Source organism: Staphylococcus pettenkoferi, from assembly GCF_002902685.1.
Classification (GTDB): domain Bacteria; phylum Bacillota; class Bacilli; order Staphylococcales; family Staphylococcaceae; genus Staphylococcus; species Staphylococcus pettenkoferi.
The window spans coordinates 19,756-36,612 of record NZ_PPRN01000036.1; the positions used below are offsets into that span (position 1 = coordinate 19,756).

Below are 16,857 nucleotides of genomic sequence, written 5' to 3' on the forward strand. Positions count from 1 at the left end.
CTTTTCCTGCAGGAGTCGCGCCATCCCCCTTAACTTGTATTGCAGGCTTCGTATAAATCAATTATCTTCATATAATGTTGAAAGGTACAAATCACTCAATCAACACCACATTCTCTCTGGTTTGTTTGGATTGAATAGGGTGTTTCTACATAATAAAAGTGGCACTGAACTTCAAATAGATTCAGTACCACTTTTGGTGTTATGAATTGCCTCGTTCTTCTGCATCTTCTTCTTCTTTTTCACGCTGGCGTTCTTGTTGTTTAATTTGTTTGTAGCGTTGTTTTTGTCGATAGCCGTAGGTACTTTCTAGGATGAGTTCGGCGTTATTGAGTCCGGCACCGATTGCTGCTGCAACGGTTGAGATGGAGCTGGCGAACCATGCAAGGTTAAGGTAAGTGCTTGCTGTGGCTGGTCCGCCGAGTTGCATACTACTGCCTAGGTATCCTGGTGGCAAGACGACGAGTGATGCCAGTAGGAAGAAGGCGAATAAGAGAATGTAGTAGAAGATCAATGCAATTGTCAGTGTTGAAACGGTCGTGAAGTTGTAGAGTTTCGTGATGCGTTTGTCTTTGCTGTGGCGAATGGGTTCCCATAGGTTATGTGCGATGATAATCCAGAGCATCATTCCGAGTACTGAGACAATCATCATTAGGAAGAGTCGCCATTCAGTGTAGAGGTAACTTAAATTCCATAGCGTCGTAAAGATGATGGCGGAAGCGCCTGTCGTGAAGGCAACAGCTAAGACGTTACTAATGCTGCTCACCATGTTGAGTGGGTTGTTTGCGAATGTCATACCACTCAAGAGGCGAATCATCCCTTTCGCTTTCGAACTGACGAAATAACGACGGTGTTTGGAATTGGTATCCTCTAAGTAATCTGTATGTGCTTCGAGATTAGATAGTGGGAATTGATGCGTCAAACGTTCTTCGCTGGATTGTGATTGGTCTTTGTCTTCTGTTTGTTGTTGGGCACGATTTTCATCTGCACTTTGTTCGGTATTGTGTTTGTTTGGCTGATACTTGTTTACTTCTTCGACTACACCGATGATTGAACTTTTAATACGTTTTTTCACTGGGCGCCAACCGTATGCTGGGACGGAGATAAGACTAGCGCCGTTATCTCTATTGACGTCGATGGCAATGACTTTATTATTTTTAAAAAGAGGTAAGTCCGTCAAACCGATCGTGTATTGCCACTCGTTAGTCTTCTGATAGTCGGAAATCGTCTGGAAGATTTCTGTCACGTTCTCGGCTGAACCAGTGAGAGGGTCTGCAACGATTTCGATCTTCCACTCAACATCTTGTGAGATATGTTGCGCGAGTTCATTAGACAAATCATCTTGAATGTGTGTTGCGATGTTTTTAGAAACACCAGGTGCGGCAACAAGACCTACTTTGATTGTTTGTGTCATTGAGATGAACCCTCCTCACTGTGTGATTGTTTCTTACCTTCGTAATTCTCTTGATCGTTGTAACTTTCGCCTTCTGTCTCTTCTTCTTCACGTTCTTTCTCTAGCTGTTCGTAACGGTAGTATTGACGATAAGAGTAAGTGACCCGTTTGATCTTCTCAGCATTTTCCACAGTAGAACCTAAAGCACCTGCTAGGATTGAAATACAAGTCATAAACCATATGAGGTTAAAGTAATCGAGTAATGACGGTGATGATTTCAGTGACGTCATATGGGTGTAGAGCCATGGTGGTACGAAGAGCATGGTGCTCAGGGTGAGTAAGATGAACAGGGCGATAAAGTTAAAGACTGTAATCGATCCGAGTGTCATGAAAGTTGTTAAGTTATAGACATAACGGTAAAGGCGTTGCGTAGAAGGGGATGGTGTTTCCCATAATTGATATGCATAAATGAGCCATACTGTCATGCCTACGATGGATAGAATCATGAGTAAGATAAATCGCCAATAATTATAATATAGTGTCATATCCCACGGTGTAGAAAAGATGGTAATGTATGCGCCAGTGGCAAAGGACACTGAAATAATCTTCTTAAAATCAAAGATGGCTGTCCACGGTTCATTGGCGAAAGTCATACCACTAATCAAGTGGGACCAACCTGATGTTACTGATTTAAGTATAAGTCTTGTTTCTTTCTGGTCGCTATCTTCATCGGGTTGTACTTCATCAATTTTAGAGAATCTGAAGTGCTTTTTTCTGATGAGTTGTGCTTCTTCACCCGGTTTCATAATGTAGTGAACGAGATACGTTAGGAAGTGACGTAACTTGTTTTTAACATTCCACATACCGAGTGCTGGTAGGGAGAGCAGTGCTGTTTTCTTCTCAGTGTGAATGTCTGAAAGGACGACTTTATTGTCAGAAATACTCGGTAAATCGGTTATACAGATAGCGATGTCCCATTCTTTCTGTTTCTTCATATTTGAAATAATGTCCATCGTCTTATCCATATGTTCTGCCGTACCTACCATCGAAGCAACGTGTGTTTCGATGTCCCAGTCGATCTGATCATCGATGACTTTGCTGAAATCCTCTGCTAGTGTATCTTTAATCTTGTCAGTAATCTTATTTGGCATATCTGGTGAAGGTATTAACCCGATGGTCATCTGATTCACGAGCAGGGCCTCCTCTCTGAGTTATATTTACATGCTTAACTATTTTCCCGGTATTACAAGCGTTAAATCATTTTTATTACAAAAATTATAGAGAATTAATAGATTGTATAAGTGCGTTTATTGTAAATAGTAAAAGGTTATAGAATAGTGATTCAATAGCATAAAGGGAGGTTATTCTATGCCTTGGACAATGAACGACTATCCACAAAGCTGGAAGAACATGGATGAGCTTGAACGTAAGAAAGCCATCGATATTGGAAACGCGATGTTGAAAGATGGCTATAAAGAGGGCGATGCAATTCCTATCGCGACTGAACAAGCAGAGTCTTGGTATAAGGATGCAAGTCAAGATGAGTTGAAAGAGTTGAAGAACAAACATATTACGCAACATCAGAAAGATGAATCTGCGCATCCTGAGAACAACGAACGTGATGTGCATGTTTATTATGAAGATAATGAATGGAAAGTGAAGACAGATCGTGCTGAACAGGCATCAGATACGTTCGAGAAGAAAAATGATGCGATGAAACGTGCACGAAATATTGCGGATAATCGTGGCACAGAGATTATTGAGCACAAGAAGAATGAATCGTAATTAAGACGGCCGGGAGTCTAACCTTAGATTCCTGGTCTTTTTTCGCATTTTATAGTGAAAAGAACTTGTAGACGACGTGACGTCACGTTGTATAGTAAGTTCAAGGAGGGTGATAGAAATGACATATACGACTGGAGAGCTTGCAAAAGCGTGTGGCGTCACAGTGAGAACGGTTCAGTATTACGTAAAAAAGAACTTGATTCATCCTATTTCTGAAGCACACGAGACGACACGCCACTTTGATGAAGATAGTAAAGTAAGAATGGAGATTATCTTAATACTAAAAGAATGGGGGCTGACGTTGAAACAAATTAGTCAGTTGTTGAATTCCCAAGATGAAGAATCGAGGAATCATTTAGCTGTGCTTCTTGAACAACGAACGCTTGAGCTGAAGAATAACATTCAAGCACAACAACAAATCTATTCTCGTCTTAAAGAAATTAAAAAGTATGTCACTGGGAATGACAAAGGGAGCAGTCTGGAGGAAGTCTTAAATTTAAATCATGCATCAATTCAACGTGAAAAAACGAAAAATGTCTACTATGCATTGATGAAAAAGTTAGTTCCGGTTTCATTGCTAGAACTTGGAGCAATAACTTTAAGCTTGATTTTAAAGAAATTCTTTCCGGTATTATTAATCGTACCTTACTTAATCTATAATAGCGTAACAGTTACGACATTTATGCATAAGCACGTGTCTTATTTCTGCCCGAGCTGTTATCGTATCTTTAAACCTACTTTGTGGCAGTTTATTAAAGCACCGCATACACCGAAATCTCGTAAATTAGAGTGCCCGCATTGTCATAAAGTTCAATACTGCCCTGAGGTAACTACGGAAAAGTGATTTCGTTAGATGATTCAATATAACAACTTTAAATTGAGTTGTAAGCGAATGATTGCGTCCTCGTTTATTTTTGAAAAAGTGAGCGAGGGCTTTCTTATTTTTATACTAATCGAACTAAGACGTCCCTCTATAAAACTTTAGTTGATTCATCCCACTACAGTCTCATCATATACATCCTTGTGCGCTAAATATTATAATATAGGTAAGTCTTTAGCGAATTTAACCACCAATAAATTGCTAAGATAGGTAAACAAATATATTTAAACGCAAAGGAGTGGCTATGATGCAGTACATGATTGGTGTAGATATCGGTACGACGAGTACGAAAGCAGTGTTGTTCGATGAAGCGGGGCACTTTGTCGCAAAGCATAGTATTGCGTATCCTTTAATGCATAACGAAGTGGATGCTTCGGAAGAGAATCCCGATACGATATTCGATGCCGTGTTGATGACGGTTAAACACGTGGTGCGCGAACACGGTGTCGAACATGACCAGTTAAAGTTTATTTCATTTAGTGCGCAAATGCACAGTCTCATAGCAATGGATAAAGACAATCAACCGCTTACCGAAAGTATTACTTGGGCAGACAATCGTGCGAGTGCGTATGCGCAAAAGTTAAAAGAAGACAGTGAAGGGCATGAGATTTATCGCCGCACAGGTACGCCCATCCATCCGATGTCACCGTTAGCTAAGATTTATTGGTTGAAACACGAACACAATGATTTATTTAATCAAACAGCGCGGTTTGTCGATTTGAAATCGTACATTCTTTATCAGTTGTTTGAAACTTGGGTGATTGATGAGTCCTTGGCTTCTGCGACAGGAATGTTCAATTTGCAGGAACGTGAGTGGGATAAGGACGTGTTAGATTTACTTGGTCTTAGTTCAAATCACTTACCAGGGACAGTTCCGACTACTTATGTGTTAAAAGGAATGAAACATCGTTATGCATCATTAATGGATATTGATCCTGACACGCCGATTGTTATTGGTGCAAGCGATGGCGTATTATCTAATCTCGGTGTAAATGCGTATCAACCAGGTGAAGTCGCGGTTACCATTGGAACTTCAGGTGCGATTCGTACGGTGGTCGATCGTCCTGTCACGGATCCGAAAGAACGTATCTTCTGTTATGTCTTAGACGAAGATCAGTATGTGATAGGTGGCCCTGTAAATAATGGTGGCGTCGTATTGCGTTGGTTAAGAGACGAATTGTTAGCAAGTGAGGTTGAAACGGCGAAACGCTTAGGCATTGATAGTTATGAAGTGATCACACAAATCGCGAGTCGAGTGAAACCCGGCGCTAATGGTTTACTGTTCCATCCTTATCTAGCAGGGGAACGTGCACCTTTATGGAATGCAGATGTGAAAGGTTCATTCTTCGGTTTAACGCTCGCGCATCAGAAAGAACATATGATTCGAGCTGCGTTGGAAGGTGTATTGTTTAATCTCTATACCGTCTATCTTGCGTTGATTGAAGTGATGGGTGAAACGCCTCAGCAACTGAAAGCAACAGGTGGTTTTTCTAAAAGTGAGTTATGGCGCCAAATGATGGCTGATATATTCGATACACCGTTATCAGTACCAGAAAGCTACGAAAGTTCTTGCCTTGGCGCATGCTTGCTCGGGCTTAAAGCACTTGGAGAAATTGAAGATTATTCTGTAGTAGAGCACATGGTGGGTACGACTTTTGAACATCAACCTGAAGAAGAGAATGTACAAGTTTATCAAGAATTATTACCGCTCTTCATTGATTTAAGTCGTTCTTTAACTGAGCATTATCACAAATTAGCTGCATTTCAACGCAATCACACTACACTTGGGGAGTAATATGACTTGTAAAATAGCGTTCGAAATAGAGGAGGAAACGGAATGTTTAGTACAGTTTGGCCGCTTTTAGCTGTCGTCATTGGTATTATCATCTTGTTAGGATTAATCATTGGATTTAAACTCAATACGTTTATCGCGCTCATCGTCACGTCGATAGTTACAGCTTTATTATTAGGTATGCCATTAAACAAGATTATGGGTACGATCGAGAAAGGTATGGGTGGTACGTTAGGTCACATCGCACTCATCTTTGGCTTAGGTGCCATTTTAGGTAAGCTACTGTCTGATGGCGGTGGTGCCTCACGTATTGCAGAAACGCTCATTGCGACATTTGGTCGTAAACATGTGCAATGGGCGATGCTGGTTGCGGCGTTTATCGTAGGTATTGCTTTGTTCTTTGAAGTCGGACTCGTTCTCTTAATCCCACTCGTGTTTACGATTGCGAAACGTGCCGGTGTTTCACAATTGAAACTAGGGCTGCCTATGGTGGTGGCACTGTCAGTTACACATGGCTTCTTGCCTCCGCATCCAGGGCCAGTCGTGATTGCGAAAGAGTTACACGCGCATCTCGGTCAAGTCTTACTCTTTGGGATTATTATCGCCATTCCAGTGACTTTAATTGCAGGGCCACTGTTTAACCGAATCGCTCAACGACTCACGCCATCTGCTTATCAGCGTGAGGGAGACATTTCAGCGCTCGGTGCACAGCGTACTTTTACTGAAGCGGAGATGCCAGGCTTTGGTGTCAGCATCCTAACAGCGCTACTTCCAGTTATACTCATGCTTATCGCAACGTTAACGGAGCTCATTACTGGCCACAGCGAGCCGAAGAATTTGGTTGAACAGGTAATTTACTTCGTCGGAACAGCTGGCACAGCCATGCTCATCGCCGTACTCTTCGCTTTCTGGTCAATGGGCATGCGTCAACGCCGTAAAGTTTCAGATGTTATGACTTCCGTTTCAGAAGCGATCTATCCGATTGGTATGATGCTCTTAATCATTGGTGGTGGCGGTACCTTTAAACAGGTTCTGATTGATGGAGGCGTCGGTGATACGATTTCTAAAATGTTCGAAGGAACGCAGATGTCACCGATCTTATTCGCGTGGATTGTAGCGGCTGTATTACGTATCGCGCTCGGTTCGGCTACAGTTGCAGCAATATCCACGACAGGTATCGTGCTGCCACTTCTTCAACACTCAGATACTAACGTGGCGCTCGTAGTTCTAGCTATTGGGGCAGGTAGTGTGATTCTTTCCCACGTTAATGATGCGGGATTCTGGATGTTCAAGGAATACTTCGGCTTGACTGTTAAAGAGACATTTTTAACTTGGTCTATGCTTGAAACGATTATTTCCGTTTCTGGAATTATTTTCATCCTATTTATCAGCCTCTTTGTGTAAAAGATAAGTTCTAGAAACCTATGAGAAAACGATGTCATTAGCAATAACAAGCGAAGATATTAAAAAAGAAATTGAGGTTTATGACTATTTTGTGAAATGAATCACAAATCTATTTAAATTTGCAACTAATCATAGTAATATATGGGCTGTAAAGGATAACTGGACTCAAGAAAGAATTAGTGAGATAGCAAGTGAGATTATAATAGAGTATAAAGACTAAAACGACACTTTTTTATAGTCAGCTATCATAGTAATAATTCCTTCAGAAGTACACAGTTATGATATTTACATTCATACCTTCAATCCCTCGGTATGATCATAATGTAAGTGGCGCAGTCGTTTAACTTGAATTTCCTTTGTTGACGCTAAGTGCTATATCTATCATGTTCGAAGTTGCTTATGCCATGTTAACACGACTGTAACCATTCATGGCACGATGAAAAGTCCCGACATTGTGCTCATGTAGTCCCTAATTCTATTAGCCCCTAGTAGAAGTTTCATGATTTAGTTAAACGCCCTTTAAAATGATGAGATGAGAATGGGGCCATCCAGAAAGTCTGTACCTCAACAGTACAAACTAGGTGCCGTCCAGCGGTATTCTCTGCCCGAGTTATTTCTGTGATACGGTCTCATTCTAAAAGCCCTAGCCATTATCAATAGGCTAGGGCTTTTGCTTATGGTATAGGCTTCGTTTTAGACGTAAGCTTTAAAGTTACGTTTAATTTCATTAAAGGAATATACTAAGTTATACATACGCATGCGAATACTATCTTCAGACACAGCAGGTATTCTAAGATGACTGCTCTTGCCTACGAAACGACGAAACTCTCGTTCTGCATACTTTCTATCTGCGAGACGCATCTCTAACCATTCCTCATCACTATATAATTCTTGGAAGTTGAAGTCGAAACTTGTCTTCGCTTTTTGTTCACGTAATGCTTGAATACGTTCTTCAAAATTTAACATGATTCTTTCACCCTTTTTTATAAAATTCATCCCGAAAAAGTGCTTTCCATCTATTTTACCAGAATAATGAGTAGAACAGAAATTTATGTTGTTATTTTGTGTTTTCAATTTTGGAACACTCACTTGCTTCTCCCCCATAAGCAAGCGAAAGCCATAACATTGAAAATTAAAGTTATTGTGATTTCTCCTATATTTTCTACATCAAATTTTCACTTCATAAGTCGAGTGAAAATATTAAATTTATTATCTTTGAAGTGATATACTTTAATAAAACGTATGGTTTAATCATATTCATTTTAAAAAATAAAGGGGAATGAATGACTATGGGATATATTTCAGAGTTATTTAATGAAGAAGAAGTAACACATGCATTTGAAGTGATCAAACAATTACGTACTCATTTAACGAAAGATCAATATTTGGATTTAGTCACTGATTCCATCAAAGATGATGGCTACCGTATGTTTGGGATGTACGAAGGTAGTGAAATCGTCGCAGTGTTAGCGTTCCAATCGATGACGACATTGTATTATGGTCGCTATATTTGGATTACGGATTTAGTAGTGGATGAAGCATGGCGTTCTAAAGATTATGGTGCGCGTCTCTTGTCTTATATTGAAACATGGGCTGAAGAACAAGGTTATGACTGCATTGCTTTATCTTCCGATTTGGAGAAAGAACGTGCGCATCAATTTTACACTGATAAGATGAACTATGATAAAGTGAGTTATGTGTTTAAGAAAGAATTGTAAGAGAAAGGGAGATTAGATGACCCAACTTCAATATAAAGTAGCGGTTGTGACTGGCGCGAGTAGTGGTATTGGTAAAGGTATTGCTACGGCGCTTGCAGAACGTCAAGTCCAACTTGTACTGGCAGGCCGCAATCAAGCGCGTTTAGAAGAAACGGCGAACCATTTAAAGGAAACATACAATGCCCAAGTTGAAACGGTGATTACTGATGTGACGCAACGCCGACAGGTCGAACAACTTGTGGAACAAGCGAAGTCTCATTATGGTCATCTCGATGTCATCGTGAACAGTGCAGGTCAGATGCTGTCGCCAGCGATTACTGACGGTGATGTTGAGGCATGGGAGACGATGATTGATGTGAATGTGAAGGGCACGTTGTATGGTATCAATGCTGCTTTACCGCATTTTAAAAAGCAAGGTTCAGGTCATATTATCAATATTGCGTCTATCTCAGGCTTTGAGGTGACGAAACAAAGTACGATGTATAGTGCGACGAAAGCAGCGATCCATACGATTACGCAAGGTCTGGAGAAAGAGCTCGCACGTACGGGTATCAGAGTGACGAGTATTTCGCCTGGTATGGTGGACACACCGATGGGCAGTGGTGACTCTGGCGATCGTAAGAAGCTTGAAGCGAAGAATATTGCTGAAGCGGTCGTTTATGCGCTTGAACAACCAAGTCATGTCAATGTCAATGAAATTACAGTTAGACCAGTATAGAAGAGATGAAAAAGACAGCTACCTCCACGCTAATTGGAAGAAGGTAGCTGTCTTATTTATATTGACGTATCAGTTAGATTCGGCTAAATCGTAAAGGTGTTTACCATAGGCGATATTCTCGCTCATTTCGTCCTCAGGTACCATTGCGCCACCAGTTGACCAAACGATATGGTTAGCTTGTGCCGTCGGGATACCGTCTTCTTCAGCGAGTTTAAGCGTAGTTTTAATACCGGCAAAGCCTGCTGTTGCTGACGGTTCCACGTGTACGTTTTCCGTATAAGAAAGGAGATAAAGGTACGTATAAAGACGAGCATCATTCACAGTGCAACTGCCGTATAATAACGTATCCATCATCTCGCTCACGAGACGAGAAGGACGACCTACTGCCAGTCCATCCGCTTCAGTCCGCCCATCTAAACCAATATCGCGCACACTAATCTCATCGTAGAATTGAGTGAGTAGCCCTAGAGTCATGCATGGCGCGTGCGTCGGTTCAATAAAGATGCAATAAACATGTTCGCCGAGAACTTGATGTAGCCCAAATGTGATACCTCCAGGCGCGCCACCAACACCACAAGGTAAGTAGACGAAGAGCGGATGTTCAGCATCGACTGTAATATCTTGTGCTCGTAATTGCTCTTGAAGTCTCAACGCAGCAACGGCATAACCTAAGAAGAGATGTTTAGAATCTTCATCGTCAATAAAGTGACATCTTGGGTCATCTTTCGCCGTTTCACGACCTTCTGCCACAGCGTATTGATAATCGGACTTGTATTCTATAACTTCTACGCCATAATCACGTAATAACGCTTTCTTCCATTCACGTGCATCTTGCGACATATGAACTTGAACGTTGAAGCCCAATTTTGCGCTCATGATACCAATGCTGAGTCCTAAATTTCCAGTTGAACCAACTGCAATGGTATGTTTGCCAAATAGTTCTTGGTAACGTGAGGAAGCGAGTATAGAATAATCATCGTTAACACTCAGATTCCCCTCATCCAGCGCAATCTTTTCGGCAATCGTTAAGACTTCGTATATGCCACCCCGCGCTTTAACTGAGCCAGAAATAGGGAGAGCGTGATCGCATTTTAACCATAACCGACCCTCAAGTTCGAAATCATCGAGCTGTACTAAGTGTTCACGCATGTGATTGATAGCTACGAGCGACGATTCAATGATGCCTGAGTGGGAAGCAGTCTCCGGAAAGACACTTTGTATGTAAGGTGCGAAACGTTGGAGGCGTGCGGATGCCTCTTCGATATCGGAATAGGTCAAAGGCCAGTCTTGCGTATGATGGAACCGTGGATTCTTCCAATATATCGGCTCGTAATCCGCCATGTCATATATCAATTCATACTTTTTCTTTAAATGTGCAACGTCTTTCATATATTTCACCTCAACAACGTATTACAATAATTATAATAACTATAATAGGTCGTCAATATTATGTAAAGGGAGGGTTCAAGATGCGTGTCGTAGTCATCGGTGCGAATGGCCGTCTCAGCCAAACACTCATCCGTCAGTTAAAAGGGTCATTGGTTAAGCAAACACATCCAATTTATCATTTGAACACTCATGATGTGAATGTGCTCCATCTTGAGGAACTTCAAGTAGAGCTAGAGCAAGAAGATTATGTAGTGTATCTTCAAACATCATCTACGTTACCTCATGGGTTATTGCAAGGTGACACCCGTGCAATGCATGAACTAGCGCTTGAATATATCACTTCAATCGTTTCTGGTGTTTCTGTAGTACAGTCGCATTCCTCATCGACGCAACGGTTACTAAAGCGAGCTACATCAACAAAGCGCGCATTAAGTCGTATGTTCGATAAACGCAGTTCGCATAGACCTGTGCGTCGAGTGTACTCGTTCCAACAGCTCGAACATGTGAAGATTCAAAGTGCGAACGAAGCAGTTCAAAGCTATGCACGTTACTTACAGCGTCTGACACTCGGTCTCGTTACGGTAGACACGCGCTATCCACGGTACGACATTTGCTTGTTGAATCGTCTGCCGCTCATTAAGATGGCGCAAAGTGTGGTCACGCCTACTGAAGTACACTTATCCATTGTAGGAGGTGTGCTTGCGCGAACGTTACCTTCTCATGTTCCGCAACCCCAATTTATTTTTAAAATTAATCAAGCGAGGGGAACGTTACTCACAGCTCTGATACACTTTCGACCACGTTTGCCGTGGCTTGTATATCGACTCACTCAGGCGCCACTGCATCAATGGGTGATGCGAGTATTCGGGTGTATATTACGCTAAATGAATACGAGAAATAGAAAAATGGCACGTCTGCAATATGATTCTGCAGCAACGTGCCATTCATTTTAATATAAGTGTAAAGTGCTACATGTGTAATACGCCACCAGGGCCGAGTGGAATACCGAGTAAGTACCAAATGATGATAAAGATTGGCCATACGATACTCAAGATGACGGTGTAAGGCATCAAGCTGGATAAGAGTGAACCCAGTTTCATGTTCTCGTCATATTTCTGCGCATATTGTAGTAGTAATGGTAGATACGGCATCATCGGTGTAATAGGGTTACTGATTGAATCCCCAATACGATACAGCATTTGTGTTAAAGCCGGGTGGAAGCCGAGCAACATCAACATCGGTATAAAGATCGGCGCGAGTAATCCCCATTTAGCAGACGCACTACCGATGAGCATATTGATAATAGCGCTCAAGAGAATGACTCCGATGATGAGCACGACGCCATTCTGACCTTTGAGTGCTTCAGCGCCCTTAACTGCGATGACCACGCCGAGATTACTCCATTGTAGAAATCCTAAGACTTGTGCTGCGAAGAATACGATGACGATAAAGGAACCCATGGATGACATGGAATCTGCAAGCATGCGACCGAGATCTTTCGTATCTTTAAATTCCTTCATCATAAAGCCATAGATCAAACCTGGAACTAAGAACAGTAATAAGATAATCAGCGCGATACCGTTAAACAATGGCGCATCGTCAATGAGACTTCCCGTTTTCGCATTGCGCAAGAAACTGTTATGTGGTAAAGCGCACAGAATGATACCAATCAAGACGACGACCATCCCGATATTAGCCCACATGAGTGCACGACTTTCTTGAGGTGTCAGATCTTGTGTAGAACTATCAACCTCGATTTGTGCGTCAGATGTATCGAATTTGCCGAGTCGTGGAATGACGAATTTCATCGTTACCCAATAAACGGCTGGAAGTAGGATAATCACACTTGCGGCGATAAAGTACCAGTTCATCGCCACGTTAATCTTCGTGTGATCTGAGACGATACGTGTTGCAGGTTCGGTAAAAGCATACGTCATCGCATCCGACATACCTAGCATGAGATTCGCCGCAAAGCCTCCCAATGATGAAGCGTACGCCATGGCTAGTCCAGCAATAGGGTGATAGCCTAATTTGATAAAGACCATCGCTGTAAGTGGTGGTAGGATGATAGGTGCTGCGTCTCCTGCCGCGTTACCAAGAATACCGATAATGATAATAGAGGGTACAATCAGCTTCTTTGGTGCTTTATGTACCACTTGTACGAGTAATTTATCGAAATAACCTGATTTCTCAGCGACTCCGACACCTAGCATTACCGCAAGTACGATACCAAGTGCAGGAAACTCAGAGAAATTCTTAATAGCATCATTAAGAATCATGCGCAAGCCATCGATACTTAAGATATTCTTAACTTCTACGACTTTCCCAGTGCCGGGGTGTTTCACTGAAACATTGAAGAGTGAAACGAGCCATGTAATAACGGCTAGCGCGACACAAATGAGAAAGAATAGAATACTTGGGTCAGGTAAGCGATTCCCCACATGTTCGACCCCGTTAAGAAACTTATTAAAGATTCCTGTCTTCTTTTTCGTTTGTTCTGTCATAATTACAACCCCTTCCCTTTGGGTTAGAGTGAGTATAACAAGTTAGAGATTAAAATAAAACAATTTTCCGAAAATTAATAGTAAGAATCATCGTGAAGCCTTACATAGTGCTAGTAGAGATGATGTAACTTATTTTCAAGGCGTTTAAGTTGTGATGAGGAGTGGAATTTTAAAAATAAGTTCATTTTAGTATCAAGAAAGAGATAAAGGAGAATCAAAGTCATGAGAATGAAAGATAAAATTGTCGTAGTGACTGGGGCACATACAGGAATTGGTGCTGCATCAGCGAAAGCATTAGCTGAAGAAGGGGCGCACGTGCTTGCAGTCGATGTAGATAAAGGTGTGGAAGAGACGGTAGAAGAGATTAAAGAAGCGGGCAATCAAGCTTCCGCGTTTATCGTGGACATTTCTGAACAAAGTGAAGTTGAGACATTCGCTGAGACATTGAAATCTCAATATGGCCACATTGACGCCTTATTCAATAATGCAGGTGTAGATAATAGTGCGGGTCGTATCCATGAATATCCTGTTGAAGTGTTTGACCGCATTATGGGTGTCGATTTACGCGGTACGTTTATGATGACGAAATATTTAATCCCGCTCATGTTGGATAACGGTGGTTCAATCATCAATACGGCATCTTTCTCAGGCCAGGCGGCAGACCTTTACCGCTCAGGTTACAATGCAGCGAAAGGCGGCGTGATTAACTTCACACGTTCTACCGCGATTGAGTATGGTCGTGAAAATATTCGCGCGAATGCCATTGCGCCAGGTACGATTGAAACACCGCTCGTAGATAAATTGTCAGGTACTGAAGAAGAGGAATCAGGTCGTAGTTTCCGTGAAACTCAAAAATGGGTGACACCACTAGGCCGCTTAGGTTCTCCGGATGAAGTAGCGAAACTCGTTGTCTTCCTCGCTTCAGACGATAGTTCATTTATCACTGGAGAAACAATCACGATTGATGGTGGTGTGATGGCATACACATGGCCAGGTGAAATGTTAAGTGACGACAGTTGGAAACGCACAACAAAATAATTGAAGGTAATATAAAACTCCCACGTGGGAAGAGGATAGTAGGATTGGCATTGTGTTGAAATACCAGTGTCTACCTTGTTCTCTCACTCAGCGTGGGAGTCATTTATGTGACGAGATACGATTTACCATTTAATTTGGTCTACAGTGTCATCGTTTAATGATTTCACAATTTCAGTGACGAGCTTCACAGAATTACGATAATCTTCAGTGTGAAGAACTGAAACGTTTGAATGCATGTAACGTAGAGCGACACCTAATGAAACAGTAGGAATACCTTCGTTTGCGACGTGGATGCTACCTGCGTCTGTACCGCCACCTGCAGTAGTATCGAGTTGAATTGGAATATCATGTTGCTTTGCGACATTTTTAATATGTTTTAAAAGGCCAACATGGGCAATGTTTGATGCATCCATCGTGATGACGACAGGGCCTTCACCTAACTTCGCATCATTCGCTTCACCTGTCATTCCTGGAGTGTCATAAGCGACCGCCACATCTACTGCAATCGCTAAGTCAGGATTAATCATGTTTGCAGCGACTTTCGCACCACGTAAACCGACTTCTTCTTGCACATTAGCACCAGAGTATAGGTTGATGTCGATATCCTCATCTTTAAGATTATCAAGTACATCGATAGCTAAAGCGCAGCCGTAGCGATTGTCGAACGCTTTCGCAGTCATATAGTTGTCGTTACCCATAACTTCGAACTCACTATAAGGTGTGACCATATTGCCAAGTTCAATACCGAGTTCTTCCGCTTCTTCTTTATTGCTCACACCAATATCGATAAACATGGACTTCATTTGCATAGGTGTCTTACGTTGCTCAGGCGTCAACACGTGCGGAGGTTTAGAACCGATGATACCGCGAATTTGTTTGCCTTCATCAGTAGTTACTGTCACTTTTTGAGAAAGCATAACTTGGTTCCACCAGCCACCTATAGGAGTGAAGTATAGGAAACCATTATCATCAATTTTAGTGACCATAAAGCCGATTTCATCTAAATGACCTGAAATCATGAGTGAACGTGAGCCTTTAGACGCTTGTTTAAGGCCAAAGATACCACCTAAATTGTCTTCGATCAGTTGATCACTCACAGGTTGTAAATAATCTTTCATTGCTGATTTCACAGCCATTTCATGTCCAGCGATGCCATTGATATCCGTGAGTGTGTGTAATAGTTGCTTCGTATCTTTCATTACAGTCCCTCCCAATTTGTTGTTATAGCATATTGTAGCACTTCTCTTTATCTATCTCATAAATCAGGATTCTGTGGATCCGTTAGCTTTCACTTTGTATGGAAAATGACTTGAGTAACCCAAAATAATCTCTTTCTTATATCAATTGCATGATTTACCAAGAAGAATGGTAAAACGCTTCTATTTATGATAAATATAAAACATATCCTATCTGAAAGGAATTGATTTATGAAACTATTCAAACGTCGACCTAAACCATCCAAATCGACATCACCATGGCAAAGTTCACATCTCATGAAACGCGATTTTTGGCTGATTCCAAGTTTTTATATTTTACCGTATATAGTGGTGCTGCTCATACAAGTGACTATATTGGCCATAAATCCATCAATATTACAATCAAAAGAGAATTCGTTTACTGTTAACGCACTTAACTTAACTATCGATACGATAACGCTATTATTTGTCTTATTTATCTTCTATCTCATACATATTCGACATGGGTTAGCTAAGGTTATGTGGCAACGTTTTAAATTGGTACCACGCTACTTCTGGCTACTCATTGTGACATATATCGTGGTGATGTTGCTAGATGCAGGGTACGATACTTTGACAGATTATTTACCGAAATCGCTACAGTTTGATGAAACGCAGAACCAAGAAGAGGTTGACCAACTGTTTAAAGTAGGTTGGCTCACACCAATTACGTTTATTAACGTTGCGATAATCACACCATTTGTGGAAGAGCTGTTATTCCGTCATTTAATCATTCACGAATTAGGGAAGAAGATTACCTATCCTGTTGCGGCAGTGTTATCCGTCATTATTTTCACTGGTATTCATGTAACGGGCGCAACGTCTCCGTTTGAAATTGGCTCGTATATTTTTATGGCGGCAGGACTCGTATACGTCTACATGAAGTCGGGGCGCAATTTGGCAGTGAGTATCACGCTGCACTTTATGTTTAATGCAGTTGCGAGTCTCGTCTCAATATTTTCTTGAGATTTTTGTAAAATGATGAATTTGAAGTTAGGAAAGGA

15 protein-coding genes are annotated in these 16,857 nt (G+C 41.5%); 9 read left to right on the forward strand and 6 right to left on the reverse strand.

The window, feature by feature from the left end; all coding sequences use genetic code 11:
• Nucleotides 1-199 precede the first annotated feature (199 nt).
• A complete protein-coding gene (locus CD126_RS07315; RefSeq protein ID WP_049407235.1) occupies nt 200-1,411 on the reverse strand; it encodes an MFS transporter in 1,212 nt (403 codons plus the stop codon).
• Nucleotides 1,408-2,571 carry a hypothetical protein gene (locus CD126_RS07320; protein ID WP_326492489.1) on the reverse strand — a complete coding sequence of 388 codons (1,164 nt, stop codon included), beginning with the start codon at nt 2,569-2,571 and terminating at the stop codon, nt 1,408-1,410. Before CD126_RS07320 ends, CD126_RS07315 begins: the two co-directional genes overlap by 4 nt.
• A 187-nt stretch (nt 2,572-2,758) precedes the next feature.
• Here CD126_RS07320 and CD126_RS07325 point away from each other — a divergent pair, with 187 nt between their 5' ends.
• The 4 genes from CD126_RS07325 (at nt 2,759) to CD126_RS07340 (ending at nt 7,251) form a co-directional block, all read left to right on the forward strand.
• Nucleotides 2,759-3,175 (forward strand): DUF2188 domain-containing protein, encoded by a 417-nt coding sequence (locus tag CD126_RS07325; RefSeq protein ID WP_049407233.1) that lies wholly within the window; start codon nt 2,759-2,761, stop codon nt 3,173-3,175.
• Between the two features lie 118 nt (nt 3,176-3,293).
• Nucleotides 3,294-4,019 (forward strand): helix-turn-helix domain-containing protein, encoded by a 726-nt coding sequence (locus tag CD126_RS07330; RefSeq protein ID WP_103370250.1) that lies wholly within the window; start codon nt 3,294-3,296, stop codon nt 4,017-4,019.
• Between the two features lie 283 nt (nt 4,020-4,302).
• Nucleotides 4,303-5,850, forward strand: coding sequence for a gluconokinase (gntK, locus tag CD126_RS07335; protein WP_049407226.1), 1,548 nt, complete (start codon nt 4,303-4,305; stop codon nt 5,848-5,850).
• A 42-nt stretch (nt 5,851-5,892) separates the two neighbouring features.
• Nucleotides 5,893-7,251 carry a gluconate:H+ symporter gene (locus tag CD126_RS07340; RefSeq protein WP_103370251.1) on the forward strand — a complete coding sequence of 453 codons (1,359 nt, stop codon included), beginning with the start codon at nt 5,893-5,895 and terminating at the stop codon, nt 7,249-7,251.
• Nucleotides 7,252-7,944: 693 nt separating this feature from the next.
• Here the strand turns inward: CD126_RS07340 and CD126_RS07345 are convergent.
• Nucleotides 7,945-8,217: a DUF1413 domain-containing protein gene (locus CD126_RS07345; protein WP_002471715.1), complete on the reverse strand. Its 273-nt coding sequence runs from the start codon at nt 8,215-8,217 to the stop codon at nt 7,945-7,947.
• A 317-nt stretch (nt 8,218-8,534) separates the two neighbouring features.
• Between CD126_RS07345 and CD126_RS07350 the strand changes: the two genes are divergently transcribed.
• Both CD126_RS07350 and CD126_RS07355 read left to right on the forward strand, forming a co-directional pair.
• Nucleotides 8,535-8,969, forward strand: a complete 435-nt coding sequence (locus CD126_RS07350; protein ID WP_049407221.1) for a GNAT family N-acetyltransferase — start codon at nt 8,535-8,537, stop codon at nt 8,967-8,969.
• Nucleotides 8,970-8,985: 16 nt separating this feature from the next.
• Nucleotides 8,986-9,687 carry an SDR family oxidoreductase gene (locus CD126_RS07355; protein WP_049407218.1) on the forward strand — a complete coding sequence of 234 codons (702 nt, stop codon included), beginning with the start codon at nt 8,986-8,988 and terminating at the stop codon, nt 9,685-9,687.
• Nucleotides 9,688-9,756: 69 nt separating this feature from the next.
• On the opposite strand, the gene CD126_RS07360 is transcribed toward CD126_RS07355, so the two are convergent.
• Nucleotides 9,757-11,076, reverse strand: a complete 1,320-nt coding sequence (locus tag CD126_RS07360) for a D-serine ammonia-lyase (protein ID WP_049407213.1) — start codon at nt 11,074-11,076, stop codon at nt 9,757-9,759.
• A gap of 80 nt (nt 11,077-11,156) precedes the next feature.
• Here CD126_RS07360 and CD126_RS07365 point away from each other — a divergent pair, with 80 nt between their 5' ends.
• Nucleotides 11,157-11,960: a hypothetical protein gene (locus CD126_RS07365; protein ID WP_049407210.1), complete on the forward strand. Its 804-nt coding sequence runs from the start codon at nt 11,157-11,159 to the stop codon at nt 11,958-11,960.
• A gap of 84 nt (nt 11,961-12,044) precedes the next feature.
• Here CD126_RS07365 and CD126_RS07370 read toward each other — a convergent pair whose 3' ends face one another.
• On the reverse strand, nt 12,045-13,580 hold the full coding sequence (locus CD126_RS07370; RefSeq protein ID WP_049407206.1) for an AbgT family transporter: 1,536 nt from the start codon (nt 13,578-13,580) through the stop codon (nt 12,045-12,047).
• A 222-nt stretch (nt 13,581-13,802) separates the two neighbouring features.
• Between CD126_RS07370 and CD126_RS07375 the strand changes: the two genes are divergently transcribed.
• Nucleotides 13,803-14,618 carry an SDR family oxidoreductase gene (locus CD126_RS07375; RefSeq protein ID WP_049407203.1) on the forward strand — a complete coding sequence of 272 codons (816 nt, stop codon included), beginning with the start codon at nt 13,803-13,805 and terminating at the stop codon, nt 14,616-14,618.
• Between the two features lie 122 nt (nt 14,619-14,740).
• Here the strand turns inward: CD126_RS07375 and CD126_RS07380 are convergent, their stop codons facing one another.
• A complete protein-coding gene (locus CD126_RS07380; RefSeq protein WP_103370252.1) occupies nt 14,741-15,817 on the reverse strand; it encodes a M42 family metallopeptidase in 1,077 nt (358 codons plus the stop codon).
• A 228-nt stretch (nt 15,818-16,045) separates the two neighbouring features.
• Between CD126_RS07380 and CD126_RS07385 the strand changes: the two genes are divergently transcribed.
• On the forward strand, nt 16,046-16,819 hold the full coding sequence (locus CD126_RS07385) for a CPBP family intramembrane glutamic endopeptidase (RefSeq protein ID WP_049407198.1): 774 nt from the start codon (nt 16,046-16,048) through the stop codon (nt 16,817-16,819).
• Nucleotides 16,820-16,857: the final 38 nt, after the last annotated feature.

What these genes read in the sequence shown, in the direction of transcription:
- CD126_RS07315 (WP_049407235.1), bottom strand. Translation starts at nt 1,411, where the DNA reads ATGACACAAACAATCAAAGTAGGTCTTGTTGCCGCACCTGGTGTTTCT.
- CD126_RS07320 (WP_326492489.1), bottom strand. Translation starts at nt 2,571, where the DNA reads ATGACCATCGGGTTAATACCTTCACCAGATATGCCAAATAAGATTACT.
- CD126_RS07325 (WP_049407233.1), top strand. Translation starts at nt 2,759, where the DNA reads ATGCCTTGGACAATGAACGACTATCCACAAAGCTGGAAGAACATGGAT.
- CD126_RS07330 (WP_103370250.1), top strand. Translation starts at nt 3,294, where the DNA reads ATGACATATACGACTGGAGAGCTTGCAAAAGCGTGTGGCGTCACAGTG.
- gntK (WP_049407226.1), top strand. Translation starts at nt 4,303, where the DNA reads ATGCAGTACATGATTGGTGTAGATATCGGTACGACGAGTACGAAAGCA.
- CD126_RS07340 (WP_103370251.1), top strand. Translation starts at nt 5,893, where the DNA reads ATGTTTAGTACAGTTTGGCCGCTTTTAGCTGTCGTCATTGGTATTATC.
- CD126_RS07345 (WP_002471715.1), bottom strand. Translation starts at nt 8,217, where the DNA reads ATGTTAAATTTTGAAGAACGTATTCAAGCATTACGTGAACAAAAAGCG.
- CD126_RS07350 (WP_049407221.1), top strand. Translation starts at nt 8,535, where the DNA reads ATGACTATGGGATATATTTCAGAGTTATTTAATGAAGAAGAAGTAACA.
- CD126_RS07355 (WP_049407218.1), top strand. Translation starts at nt 8,986, where the DNA reads ATGACCCAACTTCAATATAAAGTAGCGGTTGTGACTGGCGCGAGTAGT.
- CD126_RS07360 (WP_049407213.1), bottom strand. Translation starts at nt 11,076, where the DNA reads ATGAAAGACGTTGCACATTTAAAGAAAAAGTATGAATTGATATATGAC.
- CD126_RS07365 (WP_049407210.1), top strand. Translation starts at nt 11,157, where the DNA reads ATGCGTGTCGTAGTCATCGGTGCGAATGGCCGTCTCAGCCAAACACTC.
- CD126_RS07370 (WP_049407206.1), bottom strand. Translation starts at nt 13,580, where the DNA reads ATGACAGAACAAACGAAAAAGAAGACAGGAATCTTTAATAAGTTTCTT.
- CD126_RS07375 (WP_049407203.1), top strand. Translation starts at nt 13,803, where the DNA reads ATGAGAATGAAAGATAAAATTGTCGTAGTGACTGGGGCACATACAGGA.
- CD126_RS07380 (WP_103370252.1), bottom strand. Translation starts at nt 15,817, where the DNA reads ATGAAAGATACGAAGCAACTATTACACACACTCACGGATATCAATGGC.
- CD126_RS07385 (WP_049407198.1), top strand. Translation starts at nt 16,046, where the DNA reads ATGAAACTATTCAAACGTCGACCTAAACCATCCAAATCGACATCACCA.